This window comes from Aeromonas sp. HMWF017 (assembly GCF_003061465.1).
GTDB lineage: Bacteria > Pseudomonadota > Gammaproteobacteria > Enterobacterales > Aeromonadaceae > Aeromonas > Aeromonas veronii.
Genome location: NZ_QAJD01000142.1, coordinates 1 through 22,438, shown reverse-complemented (window position 1 = coordinate 22,438; position 22,438 = coordinate 1). Strand labels below are relative to the sequence as shown.

The window sequence follows — 22,438 nt, the reverse complement described above, 5'->3', positions numbered from 1 at the left end:
TCTTGCACAATTATTGTTTTACCTATTTTTAATCATTTTTACTCCGCTTTACTTAACAAATTCAGTGTAATCGTTTACATCTGTGTGAGCGAGATCGCCGTTCCCTGCGTCATACTTCTCTAGACTGAATACGTTTTCCAATCAGCAGGGAGAGAGTGAATGCTCAGGGAGATAGTGGCGCGTCAGGATTGGCAGACTCAGGCCATTACGTCGGTAAACCGGCTGGCTGCCCATACCCCCATGTTCAGCTGGCGCAGCGAAGCGGATGCCAGAGGTGATCTGGCCTCTTCCTCCCGTCTCTTGCTCGATGGCGAGTGGCGCTTCTCCTTCTTTGCCGCCCCCGAATTAGTGCCCGAGAGCTGGCTGGCGCAGGATCTGGTGGATGCCACTCCCATTACCGTGCCGGGCAACTGGCAGCTGGATGCCGCCTATCCGGCTGAGCGGCCGCTCACCGATGGCCCCATCTATACCAATATCAAGTACCCCTTCCCCTGCGATCCACCGCGAGTACCGGCAGAGAACCCCACCGGTTGCTACTCCCGCGAGTTCGAACTCCCTGCAGAGTGGCTGGCTAGCGGCCAGAGCCGGATCATTTTCGATGGGGTGAGCAGCGCCTTCCACCTGTTCTGCAACGGCCACTGGGTCGGCTACTCCCAGGACAGCCGCCTGCCCGCCGAGTTCGATCTGACCTCGTACCTGCACGCCGGTCGAAACCGGCTGGCGGTGCTGGTGCTGCGCTGGTCCGATGGCTCCTATCTGGAAGATCAGGATATGTGGTGGCTGTCGGGGATCTTCCGCTCCGTCAGCCTGCTGCACAAACCGGCCCGCCATCTGATGGATATGCGGGTGACCCCCGAGCTGGATGCCTGCTATCGGGATGGCCGTCTCAAGATTGCACTGCAGGCGGCCAATGCGACCGGTCTGTCGGTTGAGGCCAATCTCTATGACGGTGGCGAGCGGGTCGCGACCCTGCGCCAGCCGATTGGCACCCAAGCCATTGACGAAAAAGGGGCTTACGACGATCGCGCCGAGCTGTGGCTCGACGTGGCTGCGCCGCGCAAGTGGAGCGCCGAGACGCCCCATCTCTATCGTCTGACCCTGACCTTGCTGGACGAGCAGGGCCAGGCCATCGAGAGCGAGGCGTGCGATGTGGGCTTTCGGGTGGTGGAGATCCGTGGCGGTCTGCTGCGGGTCAACGGTCAGCCGCTGCTTGTTCGCGGTGCCAACCGTCATGAACACCATCCCGCCAAGGGTTATGCCATCGATCGCGCCACCATGGAGCGGGATCTGCTGCTGATGAAGCGGCACAATTTCAATGCGGTGCGCTGTTCCCACTATCCCAACCACCCCGATTTTTATCGTCTGTGCGATCGGCTTGGCCTCTATGTGGTGGACGAGGCGAATCTGGAGACCCACGGCATGACCCCCATGGGGCGGCTGGCGCGGGATCCCGCCTGGAGCAACGCCTTTCTGGAGCGGGCGACCCGTATGGTGGCACGGGATTTCAACCACCCCTCGATCATCATCTGGTCGCTGGGCAACGAGTCGGGTTACGGCCCGGCCCACGATGCCATGTATGGCTGGATCAAGCGCAGCGACCCGAGCCGTCCGGTGCAGTACGAGGGGGGCGGGGCCGATACCCCGGCCACCGACATCATCTGCCCCATGTATGCCAGAACCCATCAGGATCAACCCTTCCCGGCGGTGCCCAAGTGGGCGCTGGCCAAGTGGATCGGCCTGCCCGGCGAGCACCGGCCGCTGATCCTCTGCGAATATGCCCACGCCATGGGCAACAGTCTGGGGGGCTACGCCCACTACTGGCAGGCGTTTCGCGATCATCCGCGTCTGCAAGGCGGGTTTGTCTGGGATTGGGTCGATCAGGGGCTCGACAAATACACCGCCGATGGCCGTCACTACTGGGGCTATGGCGGCGATTTTGGCGATCTGCAAAACGACCGCCAGTTCTGCTGCAACGGTCTGCTGTTCCCGGATCGTACCCCCCATCCCGCCTTGTGCGAGGCGAAGCGTGCCCAGCAGCCGTTCCGCTTCACCCTGCTTGAGCACACCCCGCTGCGGGTGCAGATCGAGAGCGAGTACCTGTTCCGGGAAACCGATAACGAGCGGCTGTGCTGGCAGTTGTGCGAGAACGGCCATGTGCAGCAGCAGGGGGAAATCTCCCTTGAGCTGGCGCCACAAGGGGTGGTCGAGTTGACCCTGACCGGGACGCTGCCCGCCTTTGCGGCAGGCTCACTGGCCTGGCTCGATCTGGCCATCGTTCAGCCACAGGCCACCCTCTGGTCGCAGGCGGATCACAAGGTCGCCCGTCAGCAGTTCACCCTGCCGACCCCCCTTGCTCTGCCTGCTCCTGCCGCTGCCGCCACCCTGAGCGAGCAGCCGGATGGCTGGCGGATCACTGCCGCAAACAGCCAGTGGTGGCTCGACAAGCAGAGCGGTCGCATCACCAGTTGGCAAAAATCGGGGCAGGAGCAGCTGCTGGCGCCGATCATGGATCACTTCTACCGCGCGCCGCTGGACAACGACATCGGCACCAGCGAAGCGGATCACGCCGACCCTGGCTCCTGGATTGCTCGCTGGCAGGGATGTGGTCTCGGTCAGTGGCAACACCGCTGTTTGAGGATCTTGGTCGCCGGAGCGGATATCCGGGTCAGTCACGGCTACTTCCACCACGATGAGCTGCTTCTGGTGAGTCACTGGCATCACCGCTTTGCCGACGACGGTACCATGAGCCTGGAGATAGAGAGCGAGCTGGCGCAGGCGTTGCCGTCGCTGCCGCGGATCGGTCTGCTACTCCATCTGGCCGAAGTACCGGCGCGAGCCGAATGGCTGGGTCGAGGCCCTCACGAGAACTATCCCGATCGCCTGCTGGGCGCCGATCTGGGGCGCTGGAGTTTGCCGCTGGAGGCCATGCACACCCCTTACATCTTCCCGAGCGACAACGGCTTGCGCTGCGATACCCGTCAGCTGCAGTTGGGCTGCACGGCGATGAGCGGCAGCTTCCATTTCAGTGCCAGCCGCTTCAGTCAGCAACAGCTGGCCGCCGCCCGTCACCAGAGCGATCTGGTGGCCGAAGAGGGGCTATGGGTCTGCCTCGATGGCGCCCACATGGGGGTGGGTGGCGATGACTCCTGGAGCCAGAGCGTGCGTCCCGAGTATCAGTTGCTGGGGCGCCGTTACCGCTGGGGTTGCACTCTCGGTTGAATCAGTCGGACCGTTTTGACAACAGAGCGATAACGACTAGCCTCTATGCAGTGGAATTGTTTGAGTCTCGCATTCGGATTTAATTTTTATGTCATTGATAAATAAAATAAAACCTTCAATGTAACAGAGTGTAATCGTTTTCATTTTGTCGTCATGATCACAGAAGAAATGACAACAAACTGATTACATTGACTGGCGCTTGCTCAATTGCTCGCCACCCTACAAACAAACAGATAGATACATCGGAGCACACACAATGAAAAAACTGACGACCGTTGCCGCCCTGCTGATGGGCATGATGGCTGGCGCCAATGCCCAGGCTGACACCCGTATCGGGGTGACCGTCTACAAATACGACGACAACTTCATGGCGGTAGTGCGCAAGGCCATCGAGAAGGAGGCGGCAGCCACTCCGGGTGTGGAGCTGCTGATGAACGACTCCCAGAACGACCAGTCCAAGCAGAACGACCAGATCGACGTGCTGCTGGCCAAAGGGGTGAAGGCGCTGGCCATCAACCTGGTTGACCCGGCAGCAGCACCGGTGGTGATCGAGAAGGCTCGCGGTGAAGATATCCCGGTGGTCTTCTACAACAAGGAGCCGAGCGCTACCGATCTGGCCAGCTACGACAAGGCCTACTACGTGGGCACCGACTCCAAGGAGTCAGGGATCATCCAGGGTCAGCTGATTGCCAAACACTGGAAAGCCCATCCGGAGTGGGATCTGAACAAGGATGGCGTGATCCAGTTCGTGCTGCTGAAAGGGGAGCCGGGCCACCCGGATGCGGAAGCCCGTACCTCCTACGTGATCAAGACCCTGAACGATGGCGGCGTCAAGACTGATCAGCTGCACATGGATACCGGTATGTGGGATACCGCCATGGCCAAAGACAAGATGGACGCCTGGATCTCCGGCCCCAACGCCAACAAGATCGAAGTGGTCATCGCCAACAACGATGGCATGGCAATGGGCGCGGTCGAGTCACTGAAAGCCCAGGGCAAGAGCAATATCCCGGTATTCGGCGTCGATGCGCTGCCGGAAGCGCTGGCCATGGTCAAGAGCGGTGCCATGGCCGGTACCGTGCTGAACGATGCGGCCAACCAGGCCAAAGCCACCTTCGAGCTGACCAAAAACCTGGCTGAAGGCAAACCGGCCGGTGAAGGTACCAACTGGAAGATCGACAACAAGGTAGTGCGCGTTGCCTACGTTGGTGTGGATAAAGACAACCTGTCCCAATTCGAGTAATTCCCCCTCCAGGGCAAGGGAGATCCCCTTGCCCTTTTTTCAACCAGATGTGATGGCTGATATGACAACACAGCAACAATCAGAATGGCTGTTGGAGATGATTGACGTCAGTAAGAGCTTTCCCGGCGTCAAGGCACTCGATAATGTCAATTTACGGGTCCGTCCTCATTCTGTGCATGCGTTGATGGGCGAGAACGGAGCGGGGAAATCCACCCTGCTCAAGTGCCTGTTCGGCATTTACGAGAAGGATCAGGGCAAGATCTTCTTCAAGGGGCAGGAGATCAACTTCACCTCCTCGAAAGAGGCGCTGGAAAATGGCGTCTCCATGGTGCATCAGGAGCTCAACCTGGTGTTGCAGCGCTCCGTGATGGATAACATGTGGCTCGGTCGCTACCCCACCAGAGGGTGGTTTATCGACCACGGCAAGATGTATGACGACACCAAGCGCATCTTCGATGAGCTCGACATCGACATCGACCCGCGGGTCAAGGTGGCGACCCTGTCGGTCTCCCAGATGCAGATGATCGAGATCGCCAAGGCGTTCTCCTACGACGCCAAGATCGTCATCATGGACGAACCCACCTCCTCCCTGACCGAGAAAGAGGTGAACCACCTCTTCAAGATCATCAACAAGTTGAAGGAGAAGGGGTGCGGCATCGTCTACATCTCTCACAAGATGGAGGAGATCTTCCAGCTCTGTGACGAGATCACCATATTGCGGGATGGCCAGTGGGTGGCGACCCAGCCGCTCAAGGGCATGACCATGGATCAGATCATCGGGATGATGGTCGGCCGTGAGTTGACCCAGCGCTTCCCGGAAAAAACCAACCAGCCGAAAGAGGTGATCCTCGAGATCGAACACCTGACGGCGAAGAACCAGCCCTCCATTCAGGATGTGACCTTCAACCTGCACAAGGGGGAGATCCTCGGCATCGCCGGACTGGTGGGGGCCAAACGTACCGATATCGTCGAGACCCTGTTCGGTATTCGCGATCGCAGCCAGGGCAGCATCAAGCTGCACGGCAAAGAGGTGGCCAACCACAACGCCCACGAAGCGATCCGCAACGGCTTTGCGCTGGTGACGGAAGAGCGCCGCTCCACCGGTATCTATTCGCGGCTCGATATCGCCTTCAACTCCCTGATCGCCAACATGGACAGCTACAAAGGCTCCATGGGGCTGCTCAGCGACAACAAGATGAAGAGCGATACCCAGTGGGTCATCGACTCCATGCGGGTCAAGACGCCGACCCAGCAGACCCAGATCGGTTCCCTCTCCGGGGGCAACCAGCAGAAGGTGATCATCGGTCGCTGGCTGCTGACCCAGCCGGAGATCCTGATGCTCGACGAGCCCACCCGCGGCATCGACGTCGGGGCCAAGTTCGAGATCTACCAGCTCATCCTGGAGCTGGCGAAGAAGGACAAAGGGATCATCATCATCTCGTCAGAGATGCCGGAATTGCTGGGGATCACCGACCGCATCATGGTGATGAGCAATGGCCGGGTCGCCGGGATCGTCAATACCAAAGAAACTGACCAGAGCGAGATACTGCGCCTGGCATCTCTGTACCTCTAGAGACAGGAAGACATTTATGGAGTCGGCTAAAAATTTCAATCTGATGCAGGCGCTCAAGGAAAACGCCATCTATTTGGTGCTGCTGGTGCTGCTCATGGTCATCGTGATCCAGGAGCCATCCTTCCTGAGCCTCACCAACTTCAGCAACATCCTGACCCAGTCCTCGGTGCGGGTCATCATCGCGCTGGGGGTGGCTGGCATCATCATCACCCAGGGGACGGATCTCTCGGCCGGTCGTCAGGTCGGTCTGGCGGCACTCATCGCGGCAACCATGTTGCAGGCGCTGACCAACGTCAACAAGGTGTTCCCGACGCTGGGAGAGGTACCCATTCCGGTGGTGATCCTGCTGGTGTGTGTGGTGGGGGCGCTGATCGGTCTGGTCAATGGTCTGATCGTGGCCTACCTGAACGTCACCCCGTTCATTACCACCCTGGGCACCATGATCATCGTCTACGGCATCAACTCCCTTTACTTTGACTCGGTGGGCGCCTCGCCGGTGGCCGGGTTTGATCCCCGCTTCTCGAGTTTCGCGCAGGGCTTTATCCGGATAGGAGGATTCAAGCTCTCGTATCTCACCTTCTATGCGGCCATCGCCAGCGTCTTTGTCTGGGTGCTGTGGAACAAGACCCGCTTTGGCAAAAACATCTTCGCCATCGGCGGCAACCCCGAGGCGGCCAAGGTCTCCGGCGTCAACGTGGCGGTCAATCTGGTGATGATCTATGCGCTGGCGGGGGTGTTCTACGCCTTCGGTGGCATGCTGGAAGCGGGTCGTATCGGTAGCGCCACCAACAACCTCGGCTTCATGTACGAGCTGGATGCCATCGCGGCGTGCGTGGTGGGCGGCGTGTCGTTTGCTGGCGGGGTGGGGACGGTTGCGGGTGTGATCACCGGCGTACTCATTTTCACCCTGATCAACTATGGTTTGACCTATATCGGGGTCAGCCCTTACTGGCAGTTCATCATCAAGGGCGGCATCATCATTCTGGCGGTGGCACTGGATTCCATGAAGTACGCCAAGAAGAAATAACGATTGGCAGGGAGGGTTGGCGCTGCCAGCCCTCTCTTCTGGAGGGAACCCATGCCATTCAAGGTCAAGATTTACCTCTTGCTGCTACTGGCCATTCTGGTCACCATCGGCACCGCCGGGCTCAGCGTCAACCACTTCATCAGTGGCTACATTCGCACTCAGGCCACCCACAACATCAACGAGCAGATCACCCTGGTCAAAGAGAAGCTGGCCAGCGACATCAATCAGAAAATCCTGTTGGCCGCCAACCTCAACTTCGGGGTGACCAACGTCAAGAAGACCCTGCAAGAGACCGGCTTTCACAACATCGTCAAGGTGATCGGCGACATGGCCTTCGATGTGAGCGGAGTCATCAACGACAGCGCCAGGGTCGATGCGCTGCGCAAGCTGATCCCCGCCGCCAACAACCAGATCACCGTCAGCCCGCTGCAACAGGTGGATGGCAAACCGGTCATCACCATTCTGGTGCCGCGCGGTGCCGATTCCGCCTATCTCTACTACCTCGACATGAGCGAGTTCAAAAGCCTGCTGGAGAAGATGAGTGGCGAGGGCCGTTACTTCTCGCTGGCCGACAGTCAGGGCAACAGCCTCTATGACAGCAAGCCGCAAGGGGAGAGCGAAGCGCGCCCCAACCAGCTGGATATTCGCGGCAGCAGCTGGACGCTGACCGGCTATATCGATCTTGACTACATCCGTGCCATGACCCGGTCCCTCAATGGCCAGATCATCATGGCGCTGCTTGGTGTGGCGATCGTGGTGATGGTGCTGGCGATGCTGGCGCTCAATGTGGCCTATCGACCCATTGTCTCGTTGCGGGATCTGGTGCTGGAGCTCTCCCGTGGCAGCGGCGATCTCACTCGCCGGCTGGCGGTAACCAGCAAGGATGATCTGGGCCAGATCTCGGCCGGGATCAACCGCTTTATCGAACGGTTGCAGGAGATGATGGGGGAGGTGCGGCAGGCAAGCGGCCAGCTCAACAGCGGCATCGAGGGGCTGGCCAACCAGACCGGCGCCGCTCAGTCTCTGCTGGCGGACCATGTGCGCGAGACCGAGCAGGTGGTGACCGCCATCAACGAGATGAGCCGCACCGCGGTCTCCGTCTCCGAGAGTGCGGCCAGCACAGCCCAGCTCACCGGTCAGAGCCAGCAGCTGGCGAGCCAGTCCCGTCAGGTGGTGGATCAGGCGATGGCCAGCGTGATGGCGCTGGTGGACGAGGTGGAGGAGACAGCTCGCTCCATCGAAGCGATGCAGCAGGATGTGCAGCAGATTGGCTCAGTGCTCGGGGTGATCGGCAGTATTGCCGAACAGACCAACCTGCTGGCGCTCAATGCCGCCATCGAGGCGGCCCGCGCCGGGGAACAGGGCCGTGGCTTTGCGGTGGTGGCGGACGAGGTGCGCTCGCTGGCGGCCCGCACCCAGAAGAGCACTGCCGAGATCCAGACCATGCTGGCCAGCCTGCAGCGCGGCACCCGGACTGTGGTGGAGGCCATGGGCAACACCAAGCAGAGCTGTCAGGGGGCGGCCGAGAACACCACCAAGGTCAACGAGTCGCTGGATCTGATGGCGGGAGAAGTGGTGGAGATCAACGATCTCATCAGCCATATCGCCACGGCGGCGGAGCAGCAGAGTGCGGTAGCCGAAGAGATTAACCGCAACATGAGCGCCATCGCCGAAGTGATCCGCCAGCTGACCCACAATGGCGAAGCAACGGTGGCCAGCTCTGCGGCGATGGGGCAGACCTACGACCGGCTGCGGGAGATTGTGGGCCACTTCCGGCTGGAGTGAGGCCGATGTTGAGCCAATAACAAAACAGGGCCATCCGGCCCTGTTGTTGTTTTCCCGTCTGCCTGAATCAACCCGCCTTGCGGCGCAGATAGACCCCGGCTTCCATGTGATGGGTCCAGGGGAACTGGTCGAACAGGGCGAAACGGGCGATCTCGTGGGTCTCGCCCAGTACCGCCATGTTGGCCTGCAGAGTCTCGGGGTTGCAGGAGATGTAGAGGATGTTGTCGTACTCCTGCACCAGCTTGACGGTGGCATCATCGAGACCGGCGCGGGGCGGGTCAACGAAGATGGTGTTGCACTGGTAGCTCTTGAGATCGACCCCCTTGAGGCGGTTGAACTCCCGCTCGCCACGCATCGCCATGGTGAACTCCTCGGCCGACATGCGCAGGATGATCAGGTTGTCGACGCCGTTGGCGGCGATGTTGAACTGGGCGGAGTCGACGCTCGGCTTGGCGATCTCGGTGGCCAGCACCTTGTGGAAGTTCTGCGCCAGCGCGATGGAGAAGTTGCCGTTGCCGCAATAAAGCTCCAGCAGGTCCCCTTCGCTCCCCTTGGTCACATCGAGTGCCCAGGCCAGCATCTGCTCGTTGATGGCGGCGTTGGGCTGGGTGAAGCTGTTCTCCACCTGCTTGTAGGTGAGCTGGCGACCCGCCACGTTGAGCTGCTCGATGACGAAGTCATCCCCCAGACAGATCTTCTGCTTGTGGGCGCGGCCAATCAGCTGCAGTGCGAACCCCTTGGCGCGCAGGTCTGCCTGCAGCGCCTCGGCGGCCTGTTGCCACTCGGCTTCCAGCTTGCGGTGATAGAGCAGGCTGACAATGATCTGGCCGGACTGGGTGGAGAGGTAGTCGATCTGGAACAACTTGCGGCGCAGCACAGGGTGCGGGCGCAGCCCCTCCAGCAGCAGCGGCATCAACTGGTTGATGAGGCGGCTGGCAGTAGGGAAGTGGTCTATCTTGATGATCTCTTTGGTCGCCGGGGCATACATGCAGTGGAAGAGGTCATCCCCTTCGTGCCAGATGCGAAATTCGGCGCGCATCCGGTAGTACTCGGCCGGTGAGCTGTGCACTTCCAGCGCCGGGAGGGTGAAGCCGGCAAACAGCTCGGTGAGGCGAGCGCTCTTTTCGTCGAGTTGGGCCTGATAGTCGGCCGCGGTTCTAGGCGCCGGAGCGTTCGCGGAAGGCTGTTGGGACTGGGTCATAAATACCTCACATACACACCGGCCGGGCCGGGTCGAAATCGGGGGAAGGCAACAGGCCACCCAAAGGGGCCCGATTTTAAAAGCCAGCGGCAGATTGTCCAGTATTTTGTGGTCAAGAAGTGTTCAGTCAGGCCGATAGCTGATCTACAGGCATGGTGGGAGGACACATTATGCAAATCGAAGGCGTGGGCGCGGCCCAACCCAAGGGAGTGGGTGTTTCTCCCAAATCGCCGCAACAGGCGGAGTCGAAACAGGTCAAGAGCGAGGAGGAGGTCTCCTTGCACAAGCCGCCCAAGTGGGCGCAAGTGCTGATCCAGCAGGCGCTGCAGTTCTCGCTGGAGATCAACGGCCAGGGTTATCAGGCTCCCAAAATGAAGGAGCCTGAGGAGATCACCCCTGAGACCCTGTTCGACTTCCAGTCGGTGGCGGACAACGTGCTGCAGTTCGTGACCGGGCGGCTTGGTACTGAGCGGGCCGATGGTAAATCCGATGACGACCTGAGCGGGATGATGGAACAGGCCCGCAAGGGGATCGACAAGGGCTTTGGCGAGGCAAAAAAACAGCTCGGCAAGTGGGCGACCGACAACGAGGATATCAAGACCGGTATCGATCAGAGCTACAAGCTGATCCAGAAGGGGCTCGAGGAGTTCGAGAAGGAGTTCTTCGGCAAGGTCTCCCCGACCGACATGGGGCAGGCCGAGATGGCCAGCCGCCAGCAGGGCTATCTGGAAATCCAGACCAAGGATGGCGACAAGGTGGTGCTGCGCTTCAACGATAGCTGGCAGACCAAGTCCCAGAGCGGCGAGAGCGGCAGCCAGTTCAGCCTCAAGTCGAGCCAGAGCTTCAGCTTCTCGCTGGAGGGGGATCTCAACAGCGACGAGATGGAGTCCATCGGCAAGCTGGTCAAGGGGATCGACGAGCTGGCGGGGAACTTCTTCTCCGGCAACTTCGAGGATCTGCTGGACAAGGCGAGCGAGCTGAAACTGGATGACAGCCAGCTGGCTTCCTACTCCCTCAAGCTCAAGCAGAGCGTCAAGCTGAGCCAGACCTATCAGGGGGCTCACTCCCTGCAGGATCTCATCAAGCCGTTTGCCGACTATCTGCCCAAGCTGGATCAGGTGCAGAAACAGGCGGATAGCCTGCTGCCACCATCCCAGCAACAGGCGCTGACCCCGGCCGTGTTGGCCGCGAGAGGGGAAGAGGACCCGCTGCAGGTCGATCGCTTCACCAGCTTCAACCAGCGGATGCTGGAGGCGCTGCGGATGATCAGCCAGTTCCAGCCGTCTACCGAACCTGCCGGCAAGAGCGTCTGAGCCACCAGCGTGCAACCCAAGCCATAACCTGCCGTTTGCCAGCCCTTCCCGGGGCTGGCAAACTGGCCTTTTCTCCCATCCGGTTGCCCCATGAACCCCAAGAAGCCAAGAGACAAGCGCGAGCTCTGCTACCCCTTTATCTTCGAAACCTCGCTCAAATGTGATTTTGAAATCGCCACCGACGAGCTCTGCTGTCAGGTCGGGGCCGTGTTGTCACACCTTGCGCCGGATGCCGATACCGAGCCCATGCTGGCGGATCTCGCGGCGTTGCAGCGACTTATCTACAACTTAAACGGCTCGGTACGCGGCAAGCTGGGGATCTTCGATGCAGATCTTGAGTGGCTCAAGGCCCGTTACGACCACTATAACGAGGCGAGTCGCGGCAGCGTCACCGGTTTCGTGTTGCCGCAGGGGCCGCAGCCCATTCCCACCCTCCATCTGTGCCGCTGTGGCAGCAAGAAGGTGGTGCGGCTGCTGGTCAGGCTGGAAGAGAGCGGGGTGGCCTTCGATCCCATTCTCTATCGCTTCGCCAACCTGCTGGCCAACTTCTTCTTCGTGCTCACCGTCTACCTCAAGCAGCGCTGGCAGGTGCCGGAAGTGCCCTACGTCAGCATCAACTACTGATGGTGGCAGAAAAAGCTTTTGTTTTTCATGAGGTTTAAACACGATAGTCTCATGTGCTCGTACTCGGTATGGTTCCGGTAACACAATAGGGAGGTCATTAGAATGATTCATCTCTGTGGTAGTTCGTTCTTGATGCCGGGCAATTTTGCCTGGCGGACTCTGGCTGAATATGACGAGGTGCAGGTTGCACCTTATGGCCAGTGGTTGCAGACCTTAATGAATCAGGGCATCGATGCCAATTCGCAAACTCACATCATCATCTGGCTGTGGGAAGATTTGGTGCCCGCTCAGACCCTGCAGGAGTGGGGTCGTCTGACGCAGGACGAGCAGCAGCTGGCGGCCGCCGCTTTCGTCGATGCGCTCTGCTTGCCTCTGTTGCAGCATCTGCAGCGCCGCCCGCAGGATCATGTGCTGGTGGGGGCCTGCAGCCATGCCCCGCTCTCCGCCTATGGCCCGGCCCCTGCCGTGCTCGCTGCGCTGGCCAGTGCGTTTGAGCTGCAGATGGCCCGCCTGCGCCAGCAGCAACCCGGCCTGGACGACCTGCACCTGCCGCTCTGGCTGCAACAGTATGGCCGCCAGCACTGCTTCGATCGGCGCAACCACTATCTGATGTCATGCCCCTTCTCCATGGCCGGTTTGGCCAGCCTGGCGCAGTGGATTCTACCCTTGCTGCAGCGATTGAAGCGACCCGCCCACAAGGTGCTGGTGCTCGACTGTGACAATACCTTGTGGGGCGGCGTGGTTGGCGAAGACGGTGTCGGCGGCGTCCTGCTGGGACAGGACGGAATGGGCCGGCTCTATCAGGCCTTCCAGCAGGCGGCCAGTCATTGGCACGGGCAGGGCATCGTGTTGGCGCTCTGCTCCAAGAATATGGCGGACGATGTGTGGCAACTTTTTGATGGGCATCCGGGCATGGTGCTGACACGTCAGCATATCGCTGCTGCCGAGATCGGCTGGGAGCCCAAATCCCGCGGGCTGAGGCGGCTGGCCACGCAACTCAATGTTGGGTTGGATAGCCTGGTATTTTGGGATGACAGCGAGCTGGAGCGGGCCGAGGTGCAGGCCAACTGCCCTGAGGTGATGGTAGTCACCCCCCCAGCCGACCTTTGGACGTGGCCGGATGCCCTGATGACGCTGCCAGCCCTGTGTAGTCGCCACCCGAGCAGCCGGGATGATGGCTTGCGGCAGCGTTCCTACCAAGCAAAGGCTGAGGCTGAGGCTGTACGGAGGAAACTGGGCGATGAGTGTGCTTTCTTGCGGCAATTGGCATTACACGCCAACTGGCAGTCGCTATCCCCTGGCAACCAGTTGCGAGCCGAACAGCTCAGTCAGAAGACCAATCAGTTCAACCTATCTTCCCGTCGTTATCAGGCTGCTGAGCTGGCCCGGCTGGCCGCCGAGGGCTGCGAGGTCTGGCTGGCCAGCTTGCGGGACAGGTTTGCCGATCACGGCATGACTGCCCTGCTGGTGGTGCGTCCGCTCGATGAGGGAAGAGTGCTGTTGGACACCTTGGCTATCAGCTGTCGTGTGCTGGGGCGTGGCTTTGAATATTGGCTGCTGGCCCAACTGGTTGATCGGTTGCTGGCGCAGAATGTGACCGAGCTGGTCATTAGTTTGGTTACTACGGAACGCAACTTGCCAGCACGGGATTTTCTGGCGAATCTGCCAACTCGGCCGATAACCATTCCAGTGGGATTGATACCGCTGACGGATGAGGTATTCCTTAGTCTGGATCTGACTTCTCTTTCTCTCCCGTTTTTGGAGTTTTATACCAATGAATGACCTTATTTTGCTTGTACGCCGGCAGTTTCCTCAGGCAAATGTCAACGCGCATTCAGCGCTAGGAAGTTTTCCAGAGTGGGATTCTCTGGGCCATTTCAATCTTCTGTTACTGATCGAGCAGCACTATGGCGTTCGTTTCGAACCGAATGAGCTGACCGAGTTGAAGAGTCTGGCCGAGATCCAGCAAGCCTTGTTGAGCAAAGGGGTTGCTGTGTGAAGCAGGCTCTCGAGCAGGCGCTCACCGAGCTGGGGATACCCAGAGGCGTCGCCCTGATGGTTCACTCGGATGCCATGGTGGTGGCCCAGTTTGCCGGTATGGGCAACGCTGCGGGTATTTCGGCCTTTTGGGCATATCTCGAACAGTGGCTGGGGGGGCACCTGCTGGTGCCGACTTTTAGTTACAGCCCGATGACAGGAGAGTGCTTTGATCCTGTGCAGACACCGAGCAAGGTGGGGCTGATGACAGAGCTGTTCCGGCTGCGCGAAGGCGTTGTGCGCACGTTGGATCCTATCTTCAGCATAGCGATTAGCGGCCCGCAGGGATCTGCGCTGGTCGCTAGAGAGTGCCACGATTGCTTCGGCCAAGAGAGCCCGTTTGGCTGGCTGGAAGAGCAGGACGGTTGGCTGCTGGGGCTGGGTTGTCACCCTGACCGCATCACCTTCACCCACTATGTGGAGCAGCGGCTGGCCGTTTCCTACCGCTATCACAAGGGGTTTGCGGGTCAGGTGTGCGTCGATGGTGGAGTGCGGGAGTGGCAGGCGGATTATTATGTACGCGACTTGTCGCTGGCCAGCGAGATCGATCTCTCCCGGCTGGTGGCTCTTCTTCAGGAGCGGGGAGCCTGGCGCCAGACGCTGTGTCAGCGGGTGCCAGTCTGGGCGGTCTCGTGCCGTGACTTTATCCAGATTACCAGCGAGTTGCTGGCGTCGGCACCATACGCTCTGATCCGGGCGGGAGGAGAGTCCCATGCAGTTTGATCACATCGGACTGGTGGTGCCGGACCTGGCGAGTGGTGTGGCCTATTGCCGCGACGTGTTGGGGCTGAGCCGCTTTTCGGTTGCGGTGGAAGATCCGCTGCAGGGAGTCTGGGTGCAGTTTGTGCACGATGAGCATGGGTTGTGTTACGAACTGGTCGCCCCTGCCGGTGAGGACAGCCCTGTGACCCAGGTGATCAAGACCCGGCGTAATGTCATCAACCATCTCGCCTATCGTGTACAAAGTCTGCAGGAGGGTGCCACCAGACTACGCGAACAACGTCATCTTCCCCTTGGGCCAAGCCAACCTGCAGTGGCGTTTGGAGGGGCTCATGTCCAGTTTTTTCTCAGCCCCTTGGGCCATATTGTTGAGCTGATTGAGGACGTTGCGTGACAATGACAACACAGATGCATACCGCTGGTTATCTTCCCACAGACTGGGACGATCAGGCTCAGCTCGGTGAACAACTGCATCGATTTTTAACCTTACTTTTTCCACTCAATCGTAGCCTGACTGGTGAGGGGGTTCGGCAAACACTGTCCTTGATCCGGCAGCACTGCTTGCCTGATTTGATCATCCATGAGGTGGAAAGCGGGACCACATGCTTCGATTGGACAGTGCCCGATGAGTGGAATGTAAAGCAGGCTTATATCGTAGGGCCTGACGGACACAAGGTCGTTGATTTCAAGGACAGCAACTTGCATCTGGTTGGTTATTCTGAGCCGGTGCGTTGTACCCTGTCACTGGCAGAATTACAGCCATATCTGCATTCATTGCCCGAACTGCCGGATGCTATCCCCTATATCACGTCTTATTACCAGCGCCGTTGGGGCTTTTGCTTACCCCATAATGTGCGAGAAGTGTTGCAGGAAGGAAATTATGAGGTAGTGATCGATACCAGTTTGCAACCGGGCTCACTGACTTATGCAGAGTGGGTGCTACCTGGGGAGAGTGAGGAGGAGATCTTGTTATCCAGCTATGTTTGCCATCCCTCCATGGCCAACAACGAGTTGTCTGGCCCAGGCATCGGGGTGTTTCTGATGGCTTGGCTTGCCTCCTTGCCCAAGCGACGTTATAGCTATCGATTGATGCTTGTTCCAGAAACGATCGGAGCTATCGTTTATCTCTCTCGTCATCTGGAGCACCTCAAGTCTCATACGTTGGCAGGTTTTAATCTGACCTGCATGGGGGACGAGAGGTGTTACTCGTTCTTACCGTCCAGGCAGGGGAATTCCTTGGCTGATCGTATTGGACGCCATGTTTTGGGGCATATTGCACCTGATTATATGGCGTATAGCTATCTTGACCGGGGCTCTAACGAACGTCAGCTATGTGCCCCTGGAATAGACCTGCCAGTCACCACAATTATGCGTAGCAAATACGGTTGTTATGCTGAATATCACACTTCGTTAGATGACCTTGCCCTGGTTACGCCAAGGGGCCTTGCGGATAGCTTCTTGGCGCTGCGGCGAGCGATCGAGTGTCTGGAGTTGGATGATTGTTGTGAGGCCACCGTATTGGGCGAGCCCCAACTGGGACGACGTGGCCTCTATCCGAATCTGTCTACACGTGATTCCGGCGAGCAGGTAAAGGACATGATGAACTTGCTGGCGTACAGCGATGGCCATCTGAGCCTTTTTGAGATTGCCGAGATCATCAAAGTACCATTTTGGCGGGTCGAGCCCTTGGCTAAAAAGCTTATCGATGCAGGTGTTCTACGCAGATGTAGTCGTCGTTGAGAAGAGGTACTTCGTTGCATGATGTGATGGATGAAAATCCAGAGACAACTCGTTCGAACAACCTTGTTTCATCAATCCTGAACATATCTTTAGGAGAGGATCATGAGATGTCCATATTGTCACAGTGATAATACATTGGTTTTCCTTGAACGCACAATGCCAGCCGTTTTATCTGCGTACTCTGGTAATTTCCAAGTAAAAGTATCGGAATTGCAGGTCAGTGCCTGCAAGGATTGCCTGGTAGGGTTTGCATCCAAGAAGTTATCATCGGAAGAACTAACGGAAATATATGACAACTATCTATATATTTCTCCGCTTAATAATATCGGATCTTCCAAGTATGACGGCATGATTGGTACCATCACAAGTCATTTCTGTAAAGATGAAAAAATATATGAAATTGGTTGTTCAGAAGGCTATTTGCTGAAAAAACTTAAAGAGAACGGATTTTCCAATGTGACAGGAATTGAGCCTGGCCCCCAAGCCGATATTGCGAAGGACTTGGGGCTTAAAGTGATAAAAGGCTATTTTAATGCATGCCATGTTCAGGATAAGGTAGATGGTTACTATCTTATGCATGTTTTTGAGCATTTTGAAGATCCCTTTTCCATCTTTAAATTAATGTCGGAAACATTGAATGATACAGGAAGGATTGTCATTGAGGTCCCTGATTTCGGAGGCTTCCATGTACAGCACCTTTTCTACTATAACATCTACTTCATGCAAGTTTTGGCCCGTGATAATAATCTCAAAATAATATATCACTGTGTTGAAAATGACAGTTTGAGGGTCGTTTTTGTCAAGGCTGAAAATACACGTTTCAATGGCATTGAAACGGCCTTTGATAAAGTCAGTTATATTGAGAATCTATCGATTTTCAAACAGCGGTGCGATGCATCTCGCAGCAGAGTCAATGATTTTCTCAGAAGAGCAGGCCGTGTCGTTTGGTGGGGGGCCGGTTCTGCGTCAGTTATTCTGCTGAACGGAGTCGAGAAAGACATTTTGGACAATACCGAGATCATTGTCGTTGATGGTGACAAGAGTAAGGCCGACTGTACTATTCCCGGTGTTAATCTCAATGTGAGTTATTTCGAGACGATCAGTAATAAGCGTGTCAGCAACCTTGTAATTGCTTCAAGCTTTTATAAAGAGATATTTGAGACAATGAAATCTCACGGTATCACTTATGAACATGTGGAAGTGTTTAGTGATGCCTGATTAAAGGTGCAGGGGGGCAGATTGTCCGAATGACGTGTAGTAAATAATTTTGAATTTACTGGTAGGATATTTCGGTCTACTGGGAATTATGGCGGGATATAGCCCGCCATGTATTTGATAACCTCGATTGTTCAGCTCGACAGCAGTACTCTCGCCGAGTTGGCCGGGATGGTGAGTTGTACCTCGCCCTGCACCACTTCAAACTTCTCGCCGTTGAAGGCGTCGGTGAAGCGGCTGGCGGGGCTGGCGGTCTGCCACAGGGGCAGGCTGATGGTGCGCGGCTCGCTCGGATGGCGGTTGCAGGCCACTACCACCTGATCGCTTTGCAGGGTACGGGCGAACACATAGCTGTGGGGCCCGGCGTAGAGGGTCTGGATATCGCCACGGCGCAGGGAGGGGCGCTGGCGGCGGATCTGGATCAGCCGACGATAGTGGTCGTGCAGCACGTGATCCCAGTCAGTGGTATCCCACGGGAAGCAGCGGCGGCAGTCCGGATCGTTGCCGCCGGAGAGCCCCACTTCATCGCCGTAGTAGATGGACGGCACGCCGATATAGGTGAGCAGCAGGGTGGCGGCCAGCTGCATCCGCTGTTTGTCCTCGCCCAGCAGATAGAGGAAACGGGCGGTATCGTGGCTGTCCAGCAGGTTGAACTGGGCCAGCTGGTTCTTGAACGGGATGTGGGCCCGCGCCAGCTTGAGCCAGCGATCCAGCTCTTCGGCACTGATCTTGATGGGGTGGTAGGCGATGTCCTTGCCAGCCAGGAAGGCGCGGACCGGGTGGGCGAAGCCGTAGTAGTTCATGGCGCCATCCTCCTGATCCCCTTGCAGCCACTGGCTCGCCTCGAAGAAGTGTTCGCCTAGCACATAGGCGTCCGGGTTCTCCTGCTTCACTGCCCCGCGAATGGCGCGCACGTGACTGCGATTGCCCTCGGCGGTGCCGCGCTCGCCCAGCATGTGGATGACGTCAAAGCGCCAGCCATCGATCTGGTAGGGGGCGCGCATCCAGTAACGGAGGATGGCGTCATCGGCCCGATAGACGGCGTCCTGTACCTTCTCGCAGGAGAAGTCGAGCTTGGGCAGGCTGCGAATGCCCTTCCAGCTGACGTAATCCCCTTCTTTATCAAAGGTGTAGAAGCTGCGCCACGGGGAGTCCGGGTTGCTCTGGGCGCCCAGTGGCGGGCAGAACCAGGGGTGCTCGGTAGAGGTGTGGTTGACCACCGCATCGAGGATGATCTTCATGCCGCGCTGGTGCAGGTTGCGGGTCAGCTCGGCGAACTGTTCGTTGCTGCCGAGGTGGGCGTCCACCTTGAAGTAGTCCTGGGTGTCGTACTTGTGGTTGCTCGGCGAATCGAAGATGGGGTTGAGGTAGAGCGCCGTCACCCCGAGAGATTGCAGATAGTGCAGCTTGGCATCAATGCCCGCCAGATCGCCACCGTAAAACTCGCAGGCGCCGTGGCCCTCTTCATGACGGCTTACCGGCTCGCCCCACGCCTTGCTGATCACCGCTTTGCCACGGTACTCGTACTCGTGATGCTTGACGCTCAGCGACGGATCGCCGTTGCAGAAGCGGTCGGGGAAGATCTGGTAGAACACCTGATCCTGCACCCAGGCCGGTGGCTGGTGCAGGCTGTTGAAGCGAAAATGTTGCTCCCGTGGTGGCATGGACGCGCTGACGCCCGCCCCGTGCAGCCACCACTGCTCCTCGTCGGTGAGGCACTTGAAGCTGTAGAGGTGGATATCCTGTCCCTTGATGAGCGGGAGGGTCGCCTGCCATACCTGCAGCCGATCGCGGGTGGAGACCGCCGTCATCGGGATCAGGTACTCCTCGTTATCCGGCTCGTGGCGCAGCCAAACCTCGCGGATCGGCGTATCCAGCTCGCTAAAAAGGGTCAATTGCAGGGCGTCGGCGCTCTCTTTGAACCAGGGCGCCACCTGGGGATGAAACAGAAACGGATGGGTCATGATGCTTATTGAGTGAGAAGATCGGCGAGGGCATTACCCTGTTCATGCAGTGTTTCGAGCTGGCCTGCCAGCGACTTGGGATCCAGTCCCAACTGGTCGGCGAGCGGCTTGGGGAAGCGGGCGATGATGGCCTGGGCAGGCACGCCCGCGTTCCAGGCGAAGGAGATAAAGACCGCCAGGCGGATCAGCACCGCCTCCTTGCTGACCGGATCGTGGGAGAGCGGGTCAAGCTGTTGGGAGATGGCATCGACGAAGGCCTCGGAGAGGTTCCAGCGCCGCGCCAGCTCGGCACCGAGCTGGGCGTAGTCGTAACCCAGCATCTCCCGCTGTGCCTCGACCCGGCTGCTGCCGTTCTGGATCGCCATGTTGATGAGCTCGGCCTCTTCCGGCAAGGTGCTCTGGATAAGCAGTTCGCCGATGTTGTGGATCAGAGCGCAGGTGAAGGCGGTCTCGGGATCCATCACCTTGGCCTCCTGGGCCAGGGTCTTGGCGATGGTGGCGACCTGGAAGGTCTCGGTCCAGAACTTGTTCTTGTCGAAGCTGGGCGGGGCCTTGAAGGTGCCGATGATGCCGGAGGCGACCACCACGGAGCGCAGCCGATTGAAGCCGAGCCGGATCACCGCCTGTTCGATGGAGGTCACTTCGTTGCCCCGGCGCAGGGCGGCCGAGTTGGCCATCCGCAGCACCTTGACGCTGATCACCTGATCCATGGCGATCTTGGCCGCAATCTCGTCGATGCGGGCATTCTCGTCGTTGAAGCTCTGCATCAACTCGTGCAGCAGCTTGGGAATAGTGGGGAGTTGTTTGATCTTGTCAAACAGGCGATCCATCGACATGGCTGAGGCAGCCTCCGTTGCGAACTCTGCCTCATATTGTGCCACAGCCGGACAACATGTTCCTGTTTGTGATGCGGCTTTGTGAGCGCTAGAACACCCAGTCGCGCAAGGTGTATTCCAAACGGTGCTGTTTGCCCTGCAGGATCAGGTTCTGACTGGTGCCGCTCAGGGTCGCCCCCTCGGTAAGGGTAGTCAGCACGGCCTGCTCTATGGTGTCCAGCGGCGGCATGCAGGCCATTTCGGTGCTGCCCAGACTGGTGACCCACAGTTTGTCATCTTCCAGATGGCCCTGACCGAAGTAGCGGTTGCAACCGGCGATGCCGTTGACGGTGAAGTGCTCGCCGATCTCGAAATCTGGGGGATTGTCGCGGGGGGCCTCAATCGGTTGGCCATCCAGTTTGCTCAGTACCCAGTGGTGGTGTTGCAGATCTTGCTGAACAAAGGTGGTCGAGCTGCAGCCAGCGAGCAGTAACAGGGGGATCAGCAAAAAGGGCAATCTGGGCATGAGGGGGCTCCGGTTGGGGGAGCGTCAAGAATACCCTTTTTGGGCAGTCGGGAGCAGGGCGGGAGAGGGGACGACCGACCGCTTCTGTCGCCCCTTGCCCCGCATGACTGTCGCTTAATGGCAACACCTTGGGGATGTTGCCATCGATTTACGCTATCTCAGGGCTCAGTTGGCGAACAGCCGCTCGGCATAACGGGCGAGACCGGCGGCCACCGAGCCGAAGTCATCGCCACCCTCAAGCGGGATGGAGGGGAGCTTCTGGCGGATAAAGCTGGCGATCAGCGGCGAGCGGGCGCTACCGCCGGTGACGAAGATGCGATCCGGCTGCACACCGGCGGCGGCAATCGCTTCGTCCATCAGCTCGCCAATTTTCTCCAGCAGCAGGGCCGAGGCGTTGGCCAGCTGTTCGCGGGTCAGCTCCGCTTCCAGCCCTTTTTCCAGCTCGGCCAGCGACTGGCGATTGAGCTCCTGCTCCGAGAGGGCGATCTTGCCCTGCTCGGCACGCCATACCAGCTGGTGGCTCAGCTTGTGGGCCCGCAGGCTGGCCAGACGTCCCAGCTTGCTGCCGGGCTGGCTGTCGAGCTGCAGATCCTGCAGCTGGCGGGCGGTGTCGAGGCTGTAGAAGCGGCTCTGGGCGCTGACGTCGTTGATGGCGGCCGCATCCCAGAACAGCGGGTGGGGCAGCGGCTTGCCGGTCTTGAGGGTCTCGTGCATGCCGAGCAGCGGCATCATCCCCTCCACCGTCAGGCGGATATCGAAGTCGTTGCCGCCGATCCGCTGGCCGCTGTGGCCGAGCAGATCGCCGCTGCGATCCAGCTGATCGCGGTAGCTGGGGCCCATCCGCAGCATGGAGCAGTCGGTGGTACCGCCGCCGATATCCACCACCAGTACCACGGCGTCTTCGGTGAGGCGCGCCTCGAATTCAAACCCGGCGGCCACCGGCTCGTAGAGGAACTCCACCTGCTCGAAACCGGCCAGACGGGCCGCCTCGGTCAGGATGGCGATAGCTTGCTGGTTGCTCTCTTCCCCCGCCAGACCCTGGAAGTTGACCGGTCGGCCGATCACCGCCTGGCGGATCGGAGCGCCGAGCTGCTGCTCCGCCTGCTGGCGGACATGGAGCATCATGGCGCAGACGATGTCTTCAAACAGGGCGATCTGGGGGGCCTTGAGGCCATAGGCACCGAGGAAGGATTTCGGCGATTTGATGTAGTAGCCGTCGTCCGGCTCTTCCAGATAGCGCTCCAGCGCGGCACCGCCAAAGCTCAGCTCGTCGATCAGTCCCTCTTCGCGCATCTGGCGGCGAACCATCTGGGCGCGGGTGACCACGGGGCCACGCAGCTTGAGGTACTCCGCCTGCTGGGCGGGGGCCAGCCCTTCGGCCAGCAGGCGGAGTACCTCAAGCTGCGTGGCCCCGTGGTCACCCGCGCCCAGATGGT

The 22,438-nt window shown here is 58.9% G+C and carries 18 protein-coding genes; 13 read left to right on the top strand and 5 right to left on the bottom strand.

The features are described 5' to 3' along the window. Positions 1-159 precede the first annotated feature (159 nt). The 5 genes from DBR30_RS14425 (at position 160) to DBR30_RS14405 (ending at position 8,847) form a co-directional block, all read left to right on the top strand. Complete coding sequence (locus DBR30_RS14425; protein ID WP_108541423.1) at positions 160-3,219, top strand: beta-galactosidase; 3,060 nt, start codon at positions 160-162, stop codon at positions 3,217-3,219. Positions 3,220-3,475: 256 nt separating this feature from the next. Then, a complete protein-coding gene (gene mglB, locus DBR30_RS14420; RefSeq protein ID WP_042059495.1) occupies positions 3,476-4,462 on the top strand; it encodes a galactose/glucose ABC transporter substrate-binding protein MglB in 987 nt (328 codons plus the stop codon). A gap of 52 nt (positions 4,463-4,514) precedes the next feature. Then, positions 4,515-6,035 carry a galactose/methyl galactoside ABC transporter ATP-binding protein MglA gene (mglA, locus tag DBR30_RS14415; RefSeq protein WP_042059543.1) on the top strand — a complete coding sequence of 507 codons (1,521 nt, stop codon included), beginning with the start codon at positions 4,515-4,517 and terminating at the stop codon, positions 6,033-6,035. A gap of 16 nt (positions 6,036-6,051) precedes the next feature. Continuing rightward, entirely contained in the window at positions 6,052-7,062 is a 1,011-nt protein-coding gene (gene mglC / locus DBR30_RS14410) for a galactose/methyl galactoside ABC transporter permease MglC (protein ID WP_033136342.1), read from the top strand. 51 nt (positions 7,063-7,113) lie between these two features. Next, entirely contained in the window at positions 7,114-8,847 is a 1,734-nt protein-coding gene (locus DBR30_RS14405) for a methyl-accepting chemotaxis protein (protein WP_108542645.1), read from the top strand. 67 nt (positions 8,848-8,914) lie between these two features. Here DBR30_RS14405 and trmA read toward each other — a convergent pair whose 3' ends face one another. Further along, the gene (trmA, locus tag DBR30_RS14400) at positions 8,915-10,048 is read right to left on the bottom strand and encodes a tRNA (uridine(54)-C5)-methyltransferase TrmA (protein ID WP_108542644.1); all 1,134 of its coding nucleotides are present in this window, start codon (positions 10,046-10,048) and stop codon (positions 8,915-8,917) included. Between the two features lie 170 nt (positions 10,049-10,218). Between trmA and DBR30_RS14395 the strand changes: the two genes are divergently transcribed. From DBR30_RS14395 to DBR30_RS14360, 8 genes are all read left to right on the top strand, one after another. Next, positions 10,219-11,361, top strand: coding sequence for a DUF5610 domain-containing protein (locus DBR30_RS14395; RefSeq protein ID WP_108542643.1), 1,143 nt, complete (start codon positions 10,219-10,221; stop codon positions 11,359-11,361). A 90-nt stretch (positions 11,362-11,451) separates the two neighbouring features. Beyond that, on the top strand, positions 11,452-11,985 hold the full coding sequence (locus DBR30_RS14390) for an ATP--cob(I)alamin adenosyltransferase (RefSeq protein ID WP_043821496.1): 534 nt from the start codon (positions 11,452-11,454) through the stop codon (positions 11,983-11,985). Between the two features lie 96 nt (positions 11,986-12,081). Beyond that, positions 12,082-13,767, top strand: a complete 1,686-nt coding sequence (locus tag DBR30_RS14385; protein WP_181363592.1) for an HAD-IIIC family phosphatase — start codon at positions 12,082-12,084, stop codon at positions 13,765-13,767. After that, positions 13,760-13,984: an acyl carrier protein gene (locus tag DBR30_RS14380; RefSeq protein WP_108542641.1), complete on the top strand. Its 225-nt coding sequence runs from the start codon at positions 13,760-13,762 to the stop codon at positions 13,982-13,984. Before DBR30_RS14385 ends, DBR30_RS14380 begins: the two co-directional genes overlap by 8 nt. Beyond that, complete coding sequence (locus DBR30_RS14375) at positions 13,981-14,745, top strand: AAC(3) family N-acetyltransferase (RefSeq protein ID WP_108542640.1); 765 nt, start codon at positions 13,981-13,983, stop codon at positions 14,743-14,745. The genes DBR30_RS14380 and DBR30_RS14375 overlap by 4 nt, the downstream gene beginning before the upstream one ends. Continuing rightward, positions 14,735-15,136: a VOC family protein gene (locus DBR30_RS14370; protein WP_108542639.1), complete on the top strand. Its 402-nt coding sequence runs from the start codon at positions 14,735-14,737 to the stop codon at positions 15,134-15,136. Before DBR30_RS14375 ends, DBR30_RS14370 begins: the two co-directional genes overlap by 11 nt. A gap of 2 nt (positions 15,137-15,138) precedes the next feature. After that, positions 15,139-16,482 carry a DUF4910 domain-containing protein gene (locus DBR30_RS14365; RefSeq protein ID WP_258224439.1) on the top strand — a complete coding sequence of 448 codons (1,344 nt, stop codon included), beginning with the start codon at positions 15,139-15,141 and terminating at the stop codon, positions 16,480-16,482. A 102-nt stretch (positions 16,483-16,584) separates the two neighbouring features. Next, entirely contained in the window at positions 16,585-17,700 is a 1,116-nt protein-coding gene (locus tag DBR30_RS14360) for a class I SAM-dependent methyltransferase (RefSeq protein ID WP_108542638.1), read from the top strand. Positions 17,701-17,831: 131 nt separating this feature from the next. On the opposite strand, the gene malZ is transcribed toward DBR30_RS14360, so the two are convergent. The 4 genes from malZ to yegD all read right to left on the bottom strand — a co-directional run. Next, positions 17,832-19,661 carry a maltodextrin glucosidase gene (gene malZ / locus DBR30_RS14355; protein ID WP_108542637.1) on the bottom strand — a complete coding sequence of 610 codons (1,830 nt, stop codon included), beginning with the start codon at positions 19,659-19,661 and terminating at the stop codon, positions 17,832-17,834. A gap of 5 nt (positions 19,662-19,666) precedes the next feature. Continuing rightward, the gene (locus DBR30_RS14350; protein ID WP_005355498.1) at positions 19,667-20,497 is read right to left on the bottom strand and encodes an HDOD domain-containing protein; all 831 of its coding nucleotides are present in this window, start codon (positions 20,495-20,497) and stop codon (positions 19,667-19,669) included. Between the two features lie 88 nt (positions 20,498-20,585). Beyond that, positions 20,586-21,002, bottom strand: coding sequence for an META domain-containing protein (locus DBR30_RS14345; RefSeq protein WP_108542636.1), 417 nt, complete (start codon positions 21,000-21,002; stop codon positions 20,586-20,588). Between the two features lie 165 nt (positions 21,003-21,167). Further along, positions 21,168-22,438: molecular chaperone (yegD, locus tag DBR30_RS14340; RefSeq protein WP_108588396.1), on the bottom strand; the 1,271-nt coding region annotated here is incomplete at its 5' end.